The sequence below is a fragment of the Cupriavidus metallidurans CH34 genome, assembly GCF_000196015.1.
In the GTDB taxonomy this organism is placed as follows: domain Bacteria; phylum Pseudomonadota; class Gammaproteobacteria; order Burkholderiales; family Burkholderiaceae; genus Cupriavidus; species Cupriavidus metallidurans.
Map to the genome: position 1 here is coordinate 1,923,387 of NC_007974.2, position 15,339 is coordinate 1,938,725.

Annotated in this window: 12 protein-coding genes; 10 read left to right on the top strand and 2 right to left on the bottom strand. The window is 62.3% G+C overall.

The features are described from left to right. Positions 1–19: 19 nt before the first annotated feature. Entirely contained in the window at positions 20–1,549 is a 1,530-nt protein-coding gene (locus tag RMET_RS26745; protein WP_011519633.1) for a flavin-containing monooxygenase, read from the bottom strand. Between the two features lie 99 nt (positions 1,550–1,648). Between RMET_RS26745 and RMET_RS26750 the strand changes: the two genes are divergently transcribed. Beyond that, on the top strand, positions 1,649–2,668 hold the full coding sequence (locus RMET_RS26750; protein WP_011519634.1) for an AraC family transcriptional regulator: 1,020 nt from the start codon (positions 1,649–1,651) through the stop codon (positions 2,666–2,668). A 537-nt stretch (positions 2,669–3,205) separates the two neighbouring features. Here RMET_RS26750 and RMET_RS26755 read toward each other — a convergent pair. Beyond that, positions 3,206–4,714, bottom strand: a complete 1,509-nt coding sequence (locus RMET_RS26755) for an aminotransferase class V-fold PLP-dependent enzyme (RefSeq protein WP_029309758.1) — start codon at positions 4,712–4,714, stop codon at positions 3,206–3,208. A 425-nt stretch (positions 4,715–5,139) separates the two neighbouring features. Here RMET_RS26755 and RMET_RS26760 point away from each other — a divergent pair, with 425 nt between their 5' ends. The 9 genes from RMET_RS26760 to RMET_RS26800 all read left to right on the top strand — a co-directional run bounded on the left by RMET_RS26760 (position 5,140) and on the right by RMET_RS26800 (position 15,337). After that, a complete protein-coding gene (locus RMET_RS26760; RefSeq protein WP_011519636.1) occupies positions 5,140–5,784 on the top strand; it encodes a GbsR/MarR family transcriptional regulator in 645 nt (214 codons plus the stop codon). Positions 5,785–5,787: 3 nt separating this feature from the next. Continuing rightward, the gene (locus tag RMET_RS26765) at positions 5,788–7,149 is read left to right on the top strand and encodes a cytochrome ubiquinol oxidase subunit I (RefSeq protein ID WP_011519637.1); all 1,362 of its coding nucleotides are present in this window, start codon (positions 5,788–5,790) and stop codon (positions 7,147–7,149) included. Then, complete coding sequence (locus RMET_RS26770; RefSeq protein WP_011519638.1) at positions 7,146–8,183, top strand: cytochrome d ubiquinol oxidase subunit II; 1,038 nt, start codon at positions 7,146–7,148, stop codon at positions 8,181–8,183. The genes RMET_RS26765 and RMET_RS26770 overlap by 4 nt, the downstream gene beginning before the upstream one ends. A gap of 49 nt (positions 8,184–8,232) precedes the next feature. Next, on the top strand, positions 8,233–9,165 hold the full coding sequence (locus RMET_RS26775) for an oxygenase MpaB family protein (RefSeq protein ID WP_011519639.1): 933 nt from the start codon (positions 8,233–8,235) through the stop codon (positions 9,163–9,165). A gap of 146 nt (positions 9,166–9,311) precedes the next feature. Beyond that, complete coding sequence (locus tag RMET_RS26780; protein WP_029309759.1) at positions 9,312–11,699, top strand: O-linked N-acetylglucosamine transferase family protein; 2,388 nt, start codon at positions 9,312–9,314, stop codon at positions 11,697–11,699. A gap of 12 nt (positions 11,700–11,711) precedes the next feature. Further along, positions 11,712–12,857 carry a DegT/DnrJ/EryC1/StrS family aminotransferase gene (locus RMET_RS26785; RefSeq protein ID WP_011519641.1) on the top strand — a complete coding sequence of 382 codons (1,146 nt, stop codon included), beginning with the start codon at positions 11,712–11,714 and terminating at the stop codon, positions 12,855–12,857. 2 nt (positions 12,858–12,859) lie between these two features. Further along, the gene (locus RMET_RS26790; protein ID WP_011519642.1) at positions 12,860–13,561 is read left to right on the top strand and encodes a WbqC family protein; all 702 of its coding nucleotides are present in this window, start codon (positions 12,860–12,862) and stop codon (positions 13,559–13,561) included. Beyond that, positions 13,558–14,532 (top strand): hypothetical protein, encoded by a 975-nt coding sequence (locus tag RMET_RS26795; protein ID WP_011519643.1) that lies wholly within the window; start codon positions 13,558–13,560, stop codon positions 14,530–14,532. The genes RMET_RS26790 and RMET_RS26795 overlap by 4 nt, the downstream gene beginning before the upstream one ends. 25 nt (positions 14,533–14,557) lie before the next feature. Next, the gene (locus tag RMET_RS26800; protein WP_011519644.1) at positions 14,558–15,337 is read left to right on the top strand and encodes a phytanoyl-CoA dioxygenase family protein; all 780 of its coding nucleotides are present in this window, start codon (positions 14,558–14,560) and stop codon (positions 15,335–15,337) included. Positions 15,338–15,339: the final 2 nt, after the last annotated feature.

A 15,339-nucleotide genomic window follows, 5' to 3' on the forward strand; every position in this document is an offset into this window, starting at 1 on the left:
TGCGGAATGCGGCTGAACCTCACACGGCTGTTTCGTCCATGCTGGTTGCCACAAGGTCGCAGGCTGGCCGGCCGCGCGCCACCGTCGTGGTCGTTGCGGCACGGACGAACCTCAGCGCTGGATCGTGAATCGGATGCCTCGTCAACATCTCGCGATCGGCCACGAAGTTGTGGAGAACGCGCCAGGGAGGCGTACGGCCCTGACGAGGCAAGGTACTCCGACCGCGTTGCACGTAACCAGACTGCAGGGAATCCATGACCGTTTCTTCCAGCATTTCCCCGGCTGGGGCGATTGGCGTTACGACGTTGTAGCCGTGGCGGTCCATGTGGTTGAGCAGGCGGCAGATGTAGTTGGCGGCCAGGTCGACCTTCAATGTCCAGGATGCGTTGGTATAGCCAAACAGGTTGGCCAGGTTGGGCACGTCCTGCATCAGCACGCTCTTGTAGGTCATGAGACTGCTGGGGTGCCGCGGCCGCCCATCCACCTGTACCTCCATGCCACCAAGGGACTGGAGCTGAAGCCCGGTGGCCGTGATGATGATGTCAGCGTCGAGGCTCTTGCCCGACTTCAGGCGGACGCCGGTTTCGGTAAAGGTCTCGATGTGGTCCGTCACCACAGAGGCCTTGCCTTCGGAGATAACCTTGAAGAGATCGCCGTCAGGCACTGCGCACAACCGCTGGTCCCACGGGTTGTAACTGGGCGAAAAGTGCCGCATGTCGGCGCCATGTCCGAGCTGTTGTTCAACATGCGACAGCAGCCAGGAGCGGACGCGCCGCGGCCACCGCTTTGCGGTCCTGTAGATGAAGCGCTGCAGGCGGATATTGCGCCACCGTGCCAGGCCATACACCCAGCGTGCCGGCAGCATCTTTTGCAGGACGGCAGAGATCTTGTCATATGCCGGCACCGAGAAGACGTAGCTGGGCGAGCGCTGCAGCATCGTGACGTGTGACGCCTGACCGGCCATGGCCGGGACCAGCGTCACCGCCGTCGCGCCACTGCCGATCACGACGACACGCTTGCCCCGATAGTCCAGATCTTCAGGCCAGTGTTGCGGATGGACGCAGATGCCCTGGAACCGCTCAAGGCCGGCAAAGTCGGGCCGGTGCCCGTGGTCGTAGTTGTAGTAGCCCGTGCAGGGGATCAGGAACTTGCAAGTGAGGGTACGGGTATCGTGGCTGCCTTCCTGCTGTGTGGTGACGGTCCAGTACTGGTCCTCGCTCGACCACGATGCCCGCAGGACTTTCAGCCCGAACTGGATCCACTTGTCGACACCGTATTCGCGCGCGGTATCGCCAATGTAGCGACGGATCGAAGGGCCGTCGGCAAGGACTTTCAACTCGTGCCACGGGCGGAACTTGTAGCCGAAGCTGAACATGTCCGAATCTGAGCGGATGCCGGGATACCGGAACAGGTCCCATGTCCCGCCGATGGCACTGCGCCGCTCCAGGATGCCGACGCGCTTGCCCGGACATGCCTCAGCCAGGTGGCATGCCATGCCGATGCCGGATAGTCCGGCGCCGATAATCAATACGTCGTAATTGGCGTTCACGCAGCGTCTCCTTATGTCTGGCCTTGTCGTCCGGAAACTGTAGCGCGTGGCGCCAAGCCACTCTTGACGTCACGAGACAATTAATTTACGTTACGAGCCATGGATGCCCTAGTGCGAACAAGCGGACTGCGTGGCTACCCGGCGCTGATGCGCGCCATGGGTTGCGACCCCGCGCCGCTGCTGCGGCGCTATCACGTCGACGAAGGGGCGCTCGACAGCGACGACGCCATGATTTCCCTGCGTGCTGTCGTGCATCTTCTGGAGGCCAGCGCGGAACAGACCCGGACCGGTGACTTCGGCCTGCGCTTGTCCAACCACCAGAGCATTGACGTGCTGGGGCCCTTGAGCATTGCGTTGCAGAATGCAACGACAATCCGCGCCGGTATGGATTTCGCGGCGCACCATATGTTTGTGCATAGTCCGGGTCTCGTCTACACAGTCCACGAGCACAGCGAGATTGCGAAGGATGCGGCCGAGGTCTCCATCGAGATCCGGCTCTCGCGTCAGCCGGCCCAGCGGCAAGCCATTGACCTGTGCCTGGCGGATATGCACAACTTCACCCGGCTACTCGCCGGCGACCGATACGCGCTTCGCGCGGTGTCCATTCCTCACACGCCGATTGCATCGCTTAGCACCTACGAGCGCTTCTTTGGCGCCAGGGTATTGGTGGAGCAGCCAAGGGCCAGTCTGCATCTCAGCCGCAGCACGCTTGCGGCCGACCTGCTGGGCGTCGACGCCACGTTGCGGCGGATCGCGGAGGACTATATCTTCCGCAATTTCCGCAGCGAGCACGGCAGTGTTTCGGATCGTGTGCGGCAGGTGCTGCGCGACACGCTGGGCACGTCGAGCCACAGCAAGGCCAGCGTGGCCGATCTGTTGGCCATGCACCCGCGCACGATGCAACGCCGCCTTACCGCGGAGGCAACCAGTTTCGAGGCCATAAGAAACGATGTGCGCAAGGAGTTGGCGATGCGCTATTTGTCCGAAACCAATCTGCCTCTCGGGCAGATCACCCTGCTTCTTGGCCTTCCCGCCCAATCTGCATTGTCGCGGGCCTGCCGTCAGTGGTATGGCGCCGCCCCTTCGGCACTGCGCAAACATAAACGCACCCCAGATTGATGGGTAATTCGCTGCCAGGCGAAAAAAATCCCCTCGACCATGTGTGATCATGAGGGGCTTTTTAACGGTCCGCACCTGGGGGAGAGGACGCCGACGTCGCGCTCTGTGAGAGGCTGACCTTACGGCCGTCCGGATCATCGGCCAGCCAAACCAGCAGGCGAACGACGGCTGTGCTTCGGCAAGAGACACCTGAGTAGGCTGTCACCGAACGGCACTTCTGGATCGGAAGTCGCCATTAAAGTCGCTCGAGAGCGGATGACCGCGAAAGGGCGAGCGGAGGCCCTCGAATGCCCTCTGGACGGCCACCGGCGACTGATGGTCAAGGCAGTAATGTGTCGCCGTTTGAGTACCAACGTGCTGCGGGCGTTTGTGTCGCGCCAGTGCCGAGTTCGCGTCCTATCCAATTTCGGGGGGCGGGGGGGGCGAGAAGGCCTATGGTTTTTGCTTACCTTCCGCAGGATCGTTGGCCGAACGCCGAGGACGGCACGTCAACCCACGCACGCCCCGTCGCGCAATCTTTCCGTGCCGACCGCCCCTTCAGCCTTGCCTGCTGCTTGCCAAATTCCACAGCGTAGCCGAACGGGTTCCCGTACGGCAGTACGCAAGTACGGGCTTCGGCAGCTCTGCCACGAGCAAACCGAAGGCTGCAGCGGCTTCGACGGTGACATCACCCGATTCCACGGGCAGGTAGTGCGCAGCCATGCCAAGCGAACTGGCAACCTCCGCGATTTTCGCGAACTGGGTCTGGCCGGCCGCCTCTCCATCGTGCCGGTTGCAGACAATGGAACGGAATCCAATCGCATGCGCCGCCCGTACGTCGGCTCCGCTTAACTGTGGCGCCACGCTCACGTCGTTCGAGAGCTGCCTGATCTGCATGTCCTGTCGGCCCGCGCCCACTTCCAGACAGCGCTCTATGGCCCCACGAAAGCAGTCGACCGCAAAATCCACGTCTGCCTCCGTTGTGAAGCGTCCGAGGCTCAGGCGAACTGTGCGCTCCGCCGAATCCTTACCCAGACCGATGCAAGTCAGCACGTGAGACGGTTTGCCAGCCGCCGAATTGCAGGCAGACGTTGAGGAGATGGCCAGGTTGTCGGCCAACATGGACGGGAGAAAATTGGGCAACTCCACAGTCAGACTGAGTGTGTGCGGAATGCGGACTGCGGAACTGACGTTTTGCGTGATGGCGCCTGTCGCGCGCACACCACTCAGCAAACGCTCGCTCAGTTGCGCGATGCGCTCGTTGTCCGAAGCCATTTCTGTCCGCGCCAGTTCGCAAGCCGTTCCCATGCCGACAATCTGGTGCGTGGCGAGGGTGCCAGACCGTAGTCCCTGCTCGTGTCCTCCACCATGCATCTGGCAAGCGATACGCGATGCCACTTCGCGGCTCACATAGAGCGCACCGATGCCCTTCGGACCATATACTTTGTGTGCCGACATCGACAGCAGATCCACGCCCATCGCCTTTACGTCAATCGCGGTCTTGCCAACCGCCTGCGCCGCGTCCACGTGAAGCAGAGCGCCAGCGGCGTGAACGAGCCGCGAGATCTCGGCGATGTTGGTAAGGGTGCCGATCTCGTTGTTCACCATCATCAACGAAACGAGGCCCGTGTGATGGCTGCAGGCCGCTTCCACAGCGGCCTGCGAAATCTCGCCTGACGGATCCGGCAAGAGGTAGGAAACGGAAACGTCAAGTCGCTCAAGGTACGACGCGGTGTCCAGAATTGCCTTGTGCTCAAGCTTGCTGGTAACCAAATGGCGCCGTGTCGGCTCGCGGTCGAAAAAGCCCTTGAGAGCCAGATTGTTCGACTCTGTCGCGCCGGACGTCCAGACAATCTCGGATGGCTCTGCACCAATCAGAGCGGCGACCTGGGCGCGAGCCTGCTCGACCAGATCCTTTGCCTTCAGCCCTGCAGCGTGGGAGTTCGACGCAGGGTTTCCGAAGACGCCGGCGGCCCCCAGGCAGCCGAACATCGCCTCCATGACACGAGGGTCCGCCGGTGTGGTTGCAGCGTAATCGAAGTACCGCAGAGTGTCCGTGCTCATCATTCATCCTTCAGAAGGGTAGAAATGCTACGACGAGCGCACTAAAAATTGCTTCCAAAATCCATGATCGATATTGGAATGTGGAGCATATGATGCTACCAAATATCATTTTTGCAGAATGCTCTCGCGCTACCTGCTCGCGCGGGCAGACTGAAGTGGTGCCCTGCCGGGTCCCTTTGCTGCATCTGTCCTTCGTGGCGGTGAAAGTTGCGTCGAGAATCAATGAGAGGTCAGAGAGTCGGCCTGCGTTACGGCATACTTGGCCAAATCCGATGCATTGTGTTCTCGGTAGACAATTGCCCTCGCCCGATATGCCCAGGCAGCCCGCAACGCATACCCCCTGCGGCAAAGCGCCACGCAAACTTCCTTGAGCACGATCAGGCGTTTCGTACTAAACTTTCACAAAATTCTGAAAGTTCGAAACGAACATGCAACTCTCGCCCCTGATCCAGCGCTTTGTTCTCCACTTCGGGGAGATGGGCAGTCGCTGGGGGATTAACCGAACGGTTGGTCAGATTTACGCCCTGCTCTTCACTGCCTCGCGCCCCCTCAACGCCGACGAAATCGCCGAATCTCTTGGATTTTCACGCTCGAATGTCAGCATCGGCCTGAAGGAACTGGAATCCTGGAGCCTGGTGCGGCTGTCGCACCAGCCCGGCGACCGGCGCGAATATTTCTCCGCGCCCGACGACGTCTGGGCCATCTTCCGCACGCTGGCCGAGGAACGCCGCCGGCGCGAGATCGATCCCACGTTGTCGATGCTGCGCGAAGTGCAGCTCGAAACGCCGACATCGCCCGAGGATCTCCATGCGCAGGCGCGCATGAAGGAGATGTACGGGCTGATTTTCCTGGTCACCACGTGGTTCGGCGACATGCAGAAGCTTGACGTCGCCACGCTGGAAAAGCTGATGCGCCTGGGCTCGCGCGTCACCAAGCTGCTCGACGTGAAGGACCGTCTGACCTCTGCCATTGGTATCGGCAGGGAGAAGGCCTCCAACAAGGCATCGAGCAAGCCAGCCCCCCGGGAAGCCGCCAAGGCCCCCGCGAAGTCCGCCCGTTCCCGCAAGGAGTAATTCGTGTTTGCAAGTGTCGATCCGGTGATACTGGCCCGCATCCAGTTCGCCGCGAATATCACGTTCCATATCCTCTTTCCCACCATCAGCATCTCTCTGGCGTGGGTCCTCCTGTTCTTCAAGCTGCGCTACAACAAGACCGGCGACGAAAACTGGATGGACGCCTATCGCGTCTGGGTGAAGATTTTCGCGCTGACATTCGCGCTGGGCGTGGTCAGCGGCATCACGATGAGCTTCCAGTTCGGCACCAACTGGCCGGGATACATGGAGACCGTCGGCAATATCGCGGGCCCGCTGCTGGCCTATGAAGTCCTGACCGCGTTCTTCCTGGAAGCCACCTTCCTGGGCATCATGCTGTTTGGGATGCGCCGCGTCAGCAACCGGATGCACACCATCGCCACGCTGCTGGTGGCAGGTGGCACCACGCTGTCGGCGTTCTGGATCCTGGCGCTGAACTCGTGGATGCAAACCCCGGCCGGCTTCGAGATGATCGACGGCCGCGCGCATGTGACAAGCTGGATCGAGGTCATCTTCAACCCGTCCTTCCCCTACCGTCTGGTCCACATGCTGCTGGCTTCCGGTCTTACCGTTGCCTTCCTGGTGGCCGGTATTTCCGCATACCGCTGGCTGCGCAACGATCGCAGCCGCGAAGTCCTGCATTCGATGCATACGGGCGTGGTGCTGGCGGCGATCCTGATTCCGCTGCAGATCGTGGCCGGCGACCTGCACGGCCTGAACACGCTGCATCACCAGCCGGCCAAGATCGCGGCGATGGAAGGCATATGGAAGACCGAGAAGGGCGCGCCGGCTGTGCTGTTCGGCCTGCCCAACGCCACGACGCAGTCGAACGATTTCGAGATCGCGATTCCGAAGCTGGCATCGATCTACCTTACCCACAAAGTCGACGGCGAAATCAAGGGCATCGACGCATTTGCCGATCGCCACCCGCCCGTGGCCCCGCTGTTCTTCGCGTTCCGCATCATGGTTGGCGTTGGCCTGCTGATGCTGGCGGCCTCGTGGGTCGCTGCGTGGCAGTTCCGCAAGCGCCGCGCGCCCGCGCCGTGGATGGCGCGGCTGCTGGTGGCGATGACGTTCTCCGGCTGGGTCGCGCTGGTCGCCGGCTGGTACGTCACCGAGATCGGCCGCCAGCCGTATCTGGTCTACGGCGTACTGACCACGGCGCAGGCCGCCTCCAAGGTGCCCGCGACGATGATCGGCAGCACGCTTGCCATGTACCTGACGCTCTATGCCGTACTGATCGTCGCCTATATCTCGGTGGTATTCCACTTGGCGCGCAAGGCCGGCAAGTCAAAGGACGATTCCTCCCAATCCGTTATCCCAGGTCAGCTCAGGAGCGCGCAATGAACCCGGCCACGATGCACGATCTTTCCCAGCCGGCCGGCTGGATGCCGCTGGTGTTTCTGGCGTTGATGGGCTTGTCGATGCTGATCTACGTGATCCTTGACGGCTACGATCTTGGCGTGGGCGTGCTGCTGCGGCGCGCCGACGACGTCGACAAGGACACCATGATCGCCTCGATCGGCCCGTTCTGGGACGCCAACGAAACGTGGCTCGTGCTCGGCGTGGGCCTGCTGCTGACCGCGTTTCCGATGGCGCACGGCGTCATCCTGACGCAGCTGTACCTGCCCGTGGCGCTGATGCTGGCCGGCCTGATCATCCGTGGCGTCGCCTTCGACTTCCGCGTCAAGGCACGGGACCCGCACAAGCCCTGGTGGAACTTCGCGTTCTATGCGGGCTCGCTGCTGGCCAGCTTCTCGCAGGGTCTGATGCTCGGCCTGTACATCACCGGCTTCCGCTACGACCTTCCCAACCTGCTGTTCGCCGTGGCCGTTGGCCTGTGCCTGGTGGCCGGCTACTGCCTGCTGGGCGCAAGCTGGCTGATCATGAAGACCACGGGCAACCTGCAGTTGCGCGCGATCTACTGGGCGCGCCGCAGCCTGTGGCTCACCGCGATTGGCGTGGCCGCCATCTCGATCGTCACGCCGATGGTCAGCGAGCGCATTTTCGAGAAGTGGTTCTCCCTGCCGAACATCATCCTGCTGGCGCCGATTCCGCTGCTGACAATGGTGCTGTTCGTGGTCATCGAGCGACTGCTGCGCCGGATGCGTGACCTGCACGCGAACGGCAACGACCGCTGGTGCTGGGTGCCGTTCGTGGGCACCGCCGTGATCTTCCTGCTGGCGTTCAACGGCCTGGCCTACAGCCTGTTCCCGTACCTCGTGGTCGATCGCATCGACATCTGGCAGGCGGCCAGCGCGCCGGAATCGCTGATGGTGATCCTGATCGGCGCGGTGATCGTGCTGCCCACGATCCTGGGTTACACGGCCTACGCGTACCGTGTATTCTGGGGCAAGGCCACGGACCTGCGTTACGACTGACCCCATCGAACCCGTGGCTTTCTGGCGTCGAGGAGGCGCCCATGCCGCAATGCCGCCAGGACTCCCCCGTTCGTCCGCCCCGTCCACACCTTCCGCCGGCCCGCTGCAGCGTCTGCGCAACCAGGCCGGCGCGCAGGTCCGCGCCCTGACGCGCAGCAACTCCGGGCTGACGCTCGACTACGACAACCCACCCGGAGACCCCGGCCTGTTCGGGCCGGACGCGGTCTGCTGGCGCGTTCATTCCGATTTCCCGGCGATGCTGGCCGGGGGTGTCAGCGCGCTGCTGCTGCAGGCGCTCCATCCGCTGGCATTGGCGGGCGTCTGGGACCACTCCACATTTCGCACCGACATGCAGGGCCGGCTCGGGCGAACGGCGCAGTTCATCGCAGGCACCACGTACGGCAGCCATGCCGACGCCATGGCGCTGATCGAGCGCGTGCGCCGCATCCATGCCTGCATCAAGGGCACCGCGCCCGATGGCCAGCCCTACGCCGCCGACGACCCGGCGCTGCTGACGTGGGTACACGTGGCCGAAGTGTCGAGCTTTCTGACGGGATACCTGCGCTATGTCGGGCCGCTCTCCGCAGCCGAGCAGGATCGTTACTTCGAGGAAGAAGCCAGGGTCGCCGCGCTGCTTGGCGCGCCGGACGTGCCGCGCTCCCGCGCGGAGATCGACGCCTATCTGGAGGCGCAGCGGCCGCTGCTGGTCAATAGCGAGCGCACCCGCGAAGTCGTTCAACTGGTCATGACGATGCCGGTGGCCAATCCGCTGCTGATACCGGCGGTACGGACCATGGCCGATGCGGGTGTGGCGCTGCTGCCGCCCTGGGCGCGCCAGATGCTCGGCCTGCACCGGCCATCGCTGCGCCGCTCGCTGGCATTGACCGGCATGCGCGCGCTGGCACCCACGCTGCGCTGGGCGCTTGGCCCAGGGCTGGCGGCGCGCGCGCGTCGACGCGTGGCTAATCTTCCGAAGAAATGATGATTTTCAGTCACTTTTATCGCGGCACCGAAGAAGCCTGCTGAACGACCCCAATTCGAATTGACTGATTTTTTGGCTTCTCCTCCGTACTTTAGTCAGTAGAGGCAGGACGCATCATGCTGGCGTAATCCGTCCAGGCGATGCCCATGTCCTTGTCCTTGTCCAGTCCCGAAGTCTCGGAAGTCCTACCTCAGGCGCAGCAGCAGGAGCAGGATGTCCTGCTGATTCTGCAAAGCGCTCTTGAGTTACAGCAAGCCGGCGCTTATGAGGATGCGCGGGCCCTGTACGAGATCATCATCGGCGCCGTGCCAATGCACGCCGATGCCCAATATGGCTACGCGATGCTCAAGGTGCAGATGGGCGAACCGGCGGACTCGCTGCGTAACTTCGAGGTCGCCCTCGGCCTCAGCCCCGACAACCGGCACTATTGGGTCAACTACATCAGCGCGCTGTTCCAGAGCGGCCAGGCATCCGCTGCCTGGATCGCACTCGATCTCGCGCAGCAGCGCGGGGTCAAGGGCCCCGACCTCGATTGGCTGATCACGCAAATGGCGCGGTCGAATGCGTCGCCGGCGCCGGCTGCTGTGGCAATGCCTGCCACCACACCCAATGGCACCACGCCGGCCGCCACGCCTGGCGCCCCGGATCAAGCCGTCGGCAACGCATCCGGCACAGCCACCGCGAGCGGCGACAAGCGCAAGGCGCCATCCTCGAAAGTGAACAAGGTCAACGCCTTGATCCAGGACCGGCAACTTGAGGAAGCGATAGCGTATGCCCGCGGCCTGACGGCCGAGTACCCGTCAGATGGCACGGCATGGGGCGCACTCGGCCTTGCCCTGCATCAGGTAGGACACTTTCAGGATATCGTCGACGCAGCCAGTCGCTCGGTGGAACTGCAGCCCAACGACCTGGTGATCCGCAGACTGCTTGCCAACGCATTACGCGAAATCGGCCGCCTGTCGGAATCCGAAGCACATTGCCGCCACATTCTCTCGACGGCCCCGGACGACGCCAACACACTATGGCACCTCGGGAGCGTACTGCACTGCCAGAAGCGGTATGACGAAGCGGCCGTCGCTGGCCGGCGTGCTGTCGAACTTGCGCCCAATAACGCGCTGGCCCACCTCAGCTTCGGCATGGTGCAGATCGACAGGGGCCAGGTAGCCGAGGCCCTTGGGCATCTGCAAACGGCGATTGAGCTTGACTCGAACAATACCAAGAACAACAGTGCCGTTCTGTTCCGCCTGACCCACTGCGATGCCATTGATACGGCAACCCTGACCGAAGCGCATTTCGCCTATGGCAAGCGGAACGCGATCCGGACCAGCCCGAAGCGGCACGCGAACGTCCCCGACCCCCGTCGAAAGCTCCGGATCGGGCTTGTATCCGGTGATCTCTACAACCATGCTGTCAGTACGTATCTTGGGGCCGTTGTCGAGTATCTGGCGAAGGACCCGAGTGTCTCGCTGCACTTCTACTACAACTTCACGATCGAAGACGAGGTCACCAGTTTCCTGCAAGCGCACGCGGCATCGTGGACGGTCGTGACCAGGATGAACGATGTCGGCTTTGCCGCGACGGTCCGCCGCGATGAGATCGACATCCTGATCGACCTGTCAGGCCATACGAACCACAATCGCTTGCCTGCGTTCGCTCGGAAACCTGCGCCAATCCAGGTGACATGGCTTGGATATCCGGCGACGACCGGACTCGACGCCATGGACTATTTCCTGGCCGACCGCCACAGCACACCACCAGGACTATTTGACGCGCAGTTCAGCGAGAAGATCGTCCTGCTGCCAGCAGTCGCGCCCTATTGCCCGACTGCCGCCTCCCCACCTGTCAACACCCTGCCTGCCCTGCACAAGGGTTACATCACCTACGGCAGCTTCAATCGGCTGAACAAGGTAAGCCGGCAGGTCGTCGCGCTCTGGGCAAGAATCCTGCACGCAGACCCGAGCGCGCGAATGATCATCGGTGCCATCGAGGGCGATGCAGACCAGCAGACCTGTCTCACCAGGTTTGCCGATGAAGGCATCGACGCCGGGCGCCTGTCGTTCCGTACCCGGACCGAGACACCGGTGTACCTCCAGCAGCACCATCACGTCGACATCTGCCTTGACACGTTCCCCTACACCGGGGCAACCACGACAATCAATGCGCTATGGATGGGCGTACCCACGGTAACCATCGCAGGCAACAGCCCGCTGAGCCGCGGCAGCGCTAGCTGGCTCGGTCAGCTAGGACTCCATCAGTACATCGCGAACGACGCAGACGACTTCGTCCAACGCGCGCTTGCCCTGTCGAAGGACCTGGATGCGTTGAAGCAGCTACGCGCCACCCTGCGCGAGCGTTGCATGCACGCGACGTCGATCCAGCCCGCGAACGTCGCGTCCAGCCTGTCCCTTGCGCTACGCGCGATGTGGGAACGCTGGTGCGCGGGCCAGGCGCCCGATAGCTTCGAAATCGAACCGGTTCAGAACACGGTTGCACCCGCCGCAGCCAGCGAGCACGCGCTCCAGCCCGTCACGTAAGGATCAGCGACCATGACAGCCAGCCTTCCGTCGGAATCCGTGCGCGCCCTGCTCGAGGACCGCATCTACGTCACCCAGCCACACCTGCCTCCGCTCGACGAGTTCCTGCCCTATCTGCAGCAGATCTGGAACTCGCGCGTGTTGACCAATGGCGGGCCGTTTCACCAGCAGTTCGAGCGTGAACTGTGCGAGTACCTTGGCGTCCCTTACCTGTCGCTGTTCGCCAATGGCACGCTCGCGCTCGTGACGGCGCTACAGGCGCTGCGGATCACGGGAGAGGTCATCACGACGCCATACTCCTTTGTGGCGACGGCGCACTCGCTGCTGTGGAACGGCGTCAAGCCCGTCTTCGTCGACATCGACCCGCATACGATGAATCTCGATCCGGCAAAGATCGAGGCCGCGATCACACCGCAGACAACGGCGATCATGCCCGTGCATTGCTACGGCCACCCCTGCGATGTCGACGCGATCCAGAAGATCGCGGACAACTACAACCTCAGGGTGATCTACGATGCCGCCCATGCCTTCGGCGTCCGTAACGAAAGCGGCAGCATCCTGAAGCACGGCGACCTGTCGATTCTCAGCCTGCACGCCACCAAGGTCTTCAACACGTTCGAAGGTGGCGCCATCATCTGCCCCGATGCCAAGACAAAGCAGCGCATCGATCATCTGAAGAACTTCGGTTTTGTCGACGAAGTCACCGTCGTCGCTGCCGGCATCAACGGCAAGATGAGTGAAATCAACGCTGCGTTTGGGCTGCTGCAGTTGCAGCACATCGACGAGGCGCTCGAGCGCCGCAAGGCGATCGATGCACGCTATCGCGAACTGTTGCGCAACATCCCCGGCATTCGTTGCCAGGCGGATGCCGGCGAAACCACAGCCAACTACGCGTACTTCCCCATTCACGTCGAAGCTGACTACCCGATCAGCCGGGATGCCCTGTTTGACAAGTTCCGCGAGCAAGGTATCTTCGCTCGGCGCTACTTCTATCCGCTGATCTCGGATTTCCCGATGTATCGCGGCCTGCCGTCCGCCAGCCGCCATAACTTGCCCATTGCATCGGAGGCGGCGCTGAAGGTGCTGTGCCTGCCGATCTATCCGGCGCTCACTGAAGAGCAAGTTCAGCGCGTCGTGAGCATCATCGCGGAGCATTGAGCATGCGGCTGGCAATCATGCAGCCCTATCTGTTCCCGTACCTCGGCTACTTCCAGCTAGCGGCATCGGTGGACCGTTTCGTGGTCTACGACGATGTCACGTTCATCAAGAATGGCTGGATCAACCGGAACCGCATCCTGCTCGCCAGCGCCCCACACTACCTGACCGTACCACTGGCGGGAGCCAGCTCGTCGCGCCGGATCGACGAGGTCCGCACACAGCCTCGCGAACGTTGGCTGGGGAAGCTGCTCGAGCAACTCCGCCACGCTTATGGGCGCGCGCCGCAATACGTACCGGTCAGCCGGCTGGTCGAGCAGGTGCTCTCCGACAGTACGGATTCGATCGCACGGCTCGCGGCGAAAAGCGTGATCGACACCTGCGCATACCTCGGCCTGGAGACAACGTTCGTGACGACGTCAACCGGCTACGGCAACGAAGCGCTCAGGAGCGAAGCGCGTGTTATCGATATCTGCGCTCGCGAACACGCAGGTACCTATGTGAATCTACCTGGCGGCCGCGCACTCTACGATGCTGGCACCTTCGCCGCTGCCAGCATCGACCTGGAGTTCGTCGATACGGCGCTTCCTGCGTATCCGCAGTTCGGCGCGCCGTTCGTTCCCGGCCTGTCGATCATCGACGTGCTGATGTTCAATCATGTCGAATCCGTCCACGCAATGCTTTCCCGAGAGGCCATCACCGCATGAACACGGACGCGATAGGCGGCTACCTCGGCCTGGAATTGCCGCAGTACGGTCAGGAGTGGTATCCGCAAGCACTGCGCTTCCAATCGGCGCGCGCGGCATTCCTGGCTCTACTTCGCACACACGCACCGGCAGCCGTCTGGGTACCCTGGTATCTGTGCGACAGCATGCTCGAACCACTTCGGAGTGCGGGCTCGATAGTCAAGCGATACGCGCTGCGGCACGACCTCGGTTGCCCCGATATCGCGCTCGCCGATGGCGAGTGGCTGCTATACGTCAACTACTTCGGTGTATGCGATCGCCACGTGGACGATGTGCTCGCGCGCTTTCCACACGAACAGGTGATCATCGACAATGCCCACGCGTTCTTCTCGGCGGCGCGTGACAACCTGGCGACGATTTACTCACCGCGCAAGTTCGTCGGCGTACCGGATGGCGGATACCTCGCGACACGCGCATCGGTGGAGCTTCCCGAAGTGACCGACGATGGCTCGGTAGCCCGTAGCAGCCACCTGCTGAAGCGACTAGCGGGTGGCGCCGAATCCGGCTATGCGGACTATGCCGCCGCGGAGTGCAGCCTGGAGTGGCAGGAACCGCGCCGTATGTCACCGCTCACGCAGCGCCTGCTCGCAGCGATCGACTATCCGGAAATCCGCGCGCGGCGTGCGTCCAATTTCTCCTTTCTCCATGAATGCCTGAGCAGGCATAACAGCCTGACGCTTGCAGCGGCTCACGATTGCGCGCCGCTTTGCTACCCATTCCTGGGCGCGCCGCAGGGCCTGCGCGAAGCATGGCGGTCCCAACGCATATACAGCGCAACCTATTGGCCTGACCTCGAGCAAAGCCAGGACATGCCAGAGTTCGAGCGGAGCCTGCCGCGCAACACGCTCTTCATTCCCTGCGACCAGCGTCTTTCGCCCGAGCAGTTGGCTCCGCTTGCCCGGCAGGTCCTGGAGTACCGCGACCGTCAATGATGGTCCCGAATTGACAAACATATTCATGAACACGAACCTTGCCAGGCACGAAGCCGAACTCGAATCCCAGGGTTGGACAGTGGTCCCGCGACTGATCCATGAGGAACTCGTCGGCGCGCTGAACCACGCCCTTGTTCCGTCGCTGAACAAGCGTGACGCGATCCGCACGGCAAATGGTCTGATGGAAAACTGTCAGGGCACCGCTCACCACGTGCTTTCCGACGACCGCTGCTATGTCGAACTGCTGGCGAAATTCGAAGCGCTCGATCCCATCGTCAAATGGTTCTTCGGCGGCAACTACATCCTGAACTCGTACGGCGGCTTCATCAACGACGGCAAGACCTACGCCCACGACGTTCACAGGGATATCCGCTTTCATTCGAACGCCAAGCGCTTCATGCTGAATACGCTGGTGATGCTCGACGAGTTCACCGAGCCGAATGGCGCGACCCATATTCTTTCCGGTTCCCAGCATCAGCCCGAGAGGCCGTCCAACGACACGTTCTTTCGTGATGCGGCGCGCGTGACAGGCGAGCGCGGCTCGGTCTTGCTGTTCGACTCCCGAATCTGGCACGCCGCCGGAGAGAACACGACAAATCTTCCCAGAAGGGCGTTGACGCTGACGTTCACCTGCCCCTTCTTCAAACCGCAGCTCGACTATCCGAGGCTCATGGCCAGCTCCGGCGTCTCGACCCTCACGCCATTCCTCCGGCAGGTGATCGGTTTCAACGCCCGGGTGCCCGCGTCCCTCGAGGAGTTCTACGTACCGGTCGAGCAGCGCTTCTATCAACGCGGACAGGACTGACA

Excerpts from the sequence above, each read along its gene's own strand:
- RMET_RS26750 (WP_011519634.1), top strand. The coding sequence starts at position 1,649 with ATGGATGCCCTAGTGCGAACAAGCGGACTGCGTGGCTACCCGGCGCTG.
- RMET_RS26755 (WP_029309758.1), bottom strand. The coding sequence starts at position 4,714 with ATGATGAGCACGGACACTCTGCGGTACTTCGATTACGCTGCAACCACA.
- RMET_RS26760 (WP_011519636.1), top strand. The coding sequence starts at position 5,140 with ATGCAACTCTCGCCCCTGATCCAGCGCTTTGTTCTCCACTTCGGGGAG.
- RMET_RS26770 (WP_011519638.1), top strand. The coding sequence starts at position 7,146 with ATGAACCCGGCCACGATGCACGATCTTTCCCAGCCGGCCGGCTGGATG.
- RMET_RS26775 (WP_011519639.1), top strand. The coding sequence starts at position 8,233 with ATGCCGCCAGGACTCCCCCGTTCGTCCGCCCCGTCCACACCTTCCGCC.
- RMET_RS26780 (WP_029309759.1), top strand. The coding sequence starts at position 9,312 with ATGTCCTTGTCCTTGTCCAGTCCCGAAGTCTCGGAAGTCCTACCTCAG.
- RMET_RS26785 (WP_011519641.1), top strand. The coding sequence starts at position 11,712 with ATGACAGCCAGCCTTCCGTCGGAATCCGTGCGCGCCCTGCTCGAGGAC.
- RMET_RS26790 (WP_011519642.1), top strand. The coding sequence starts at position 12,860 with ATGCGGCTGGCAATCATGCAGCCCTATCTGTTCCCGTACCTCGGCTAC.
- RMET_RS26795 (WP_011519643.1), top strand. The coding sequence starts at position 13,558 with ATGAACACGGACGCGATAGGCGGCTACCTCGGCCTGGAATTGCCGCAG.
- RMET_RS26800 (WP_011519644.1), top strand. The coding sequence starts at position 14,558 with ATGAACACGAACCTTGCCAGGCACGAAGCCGAACTCGAATCCCAGGGT.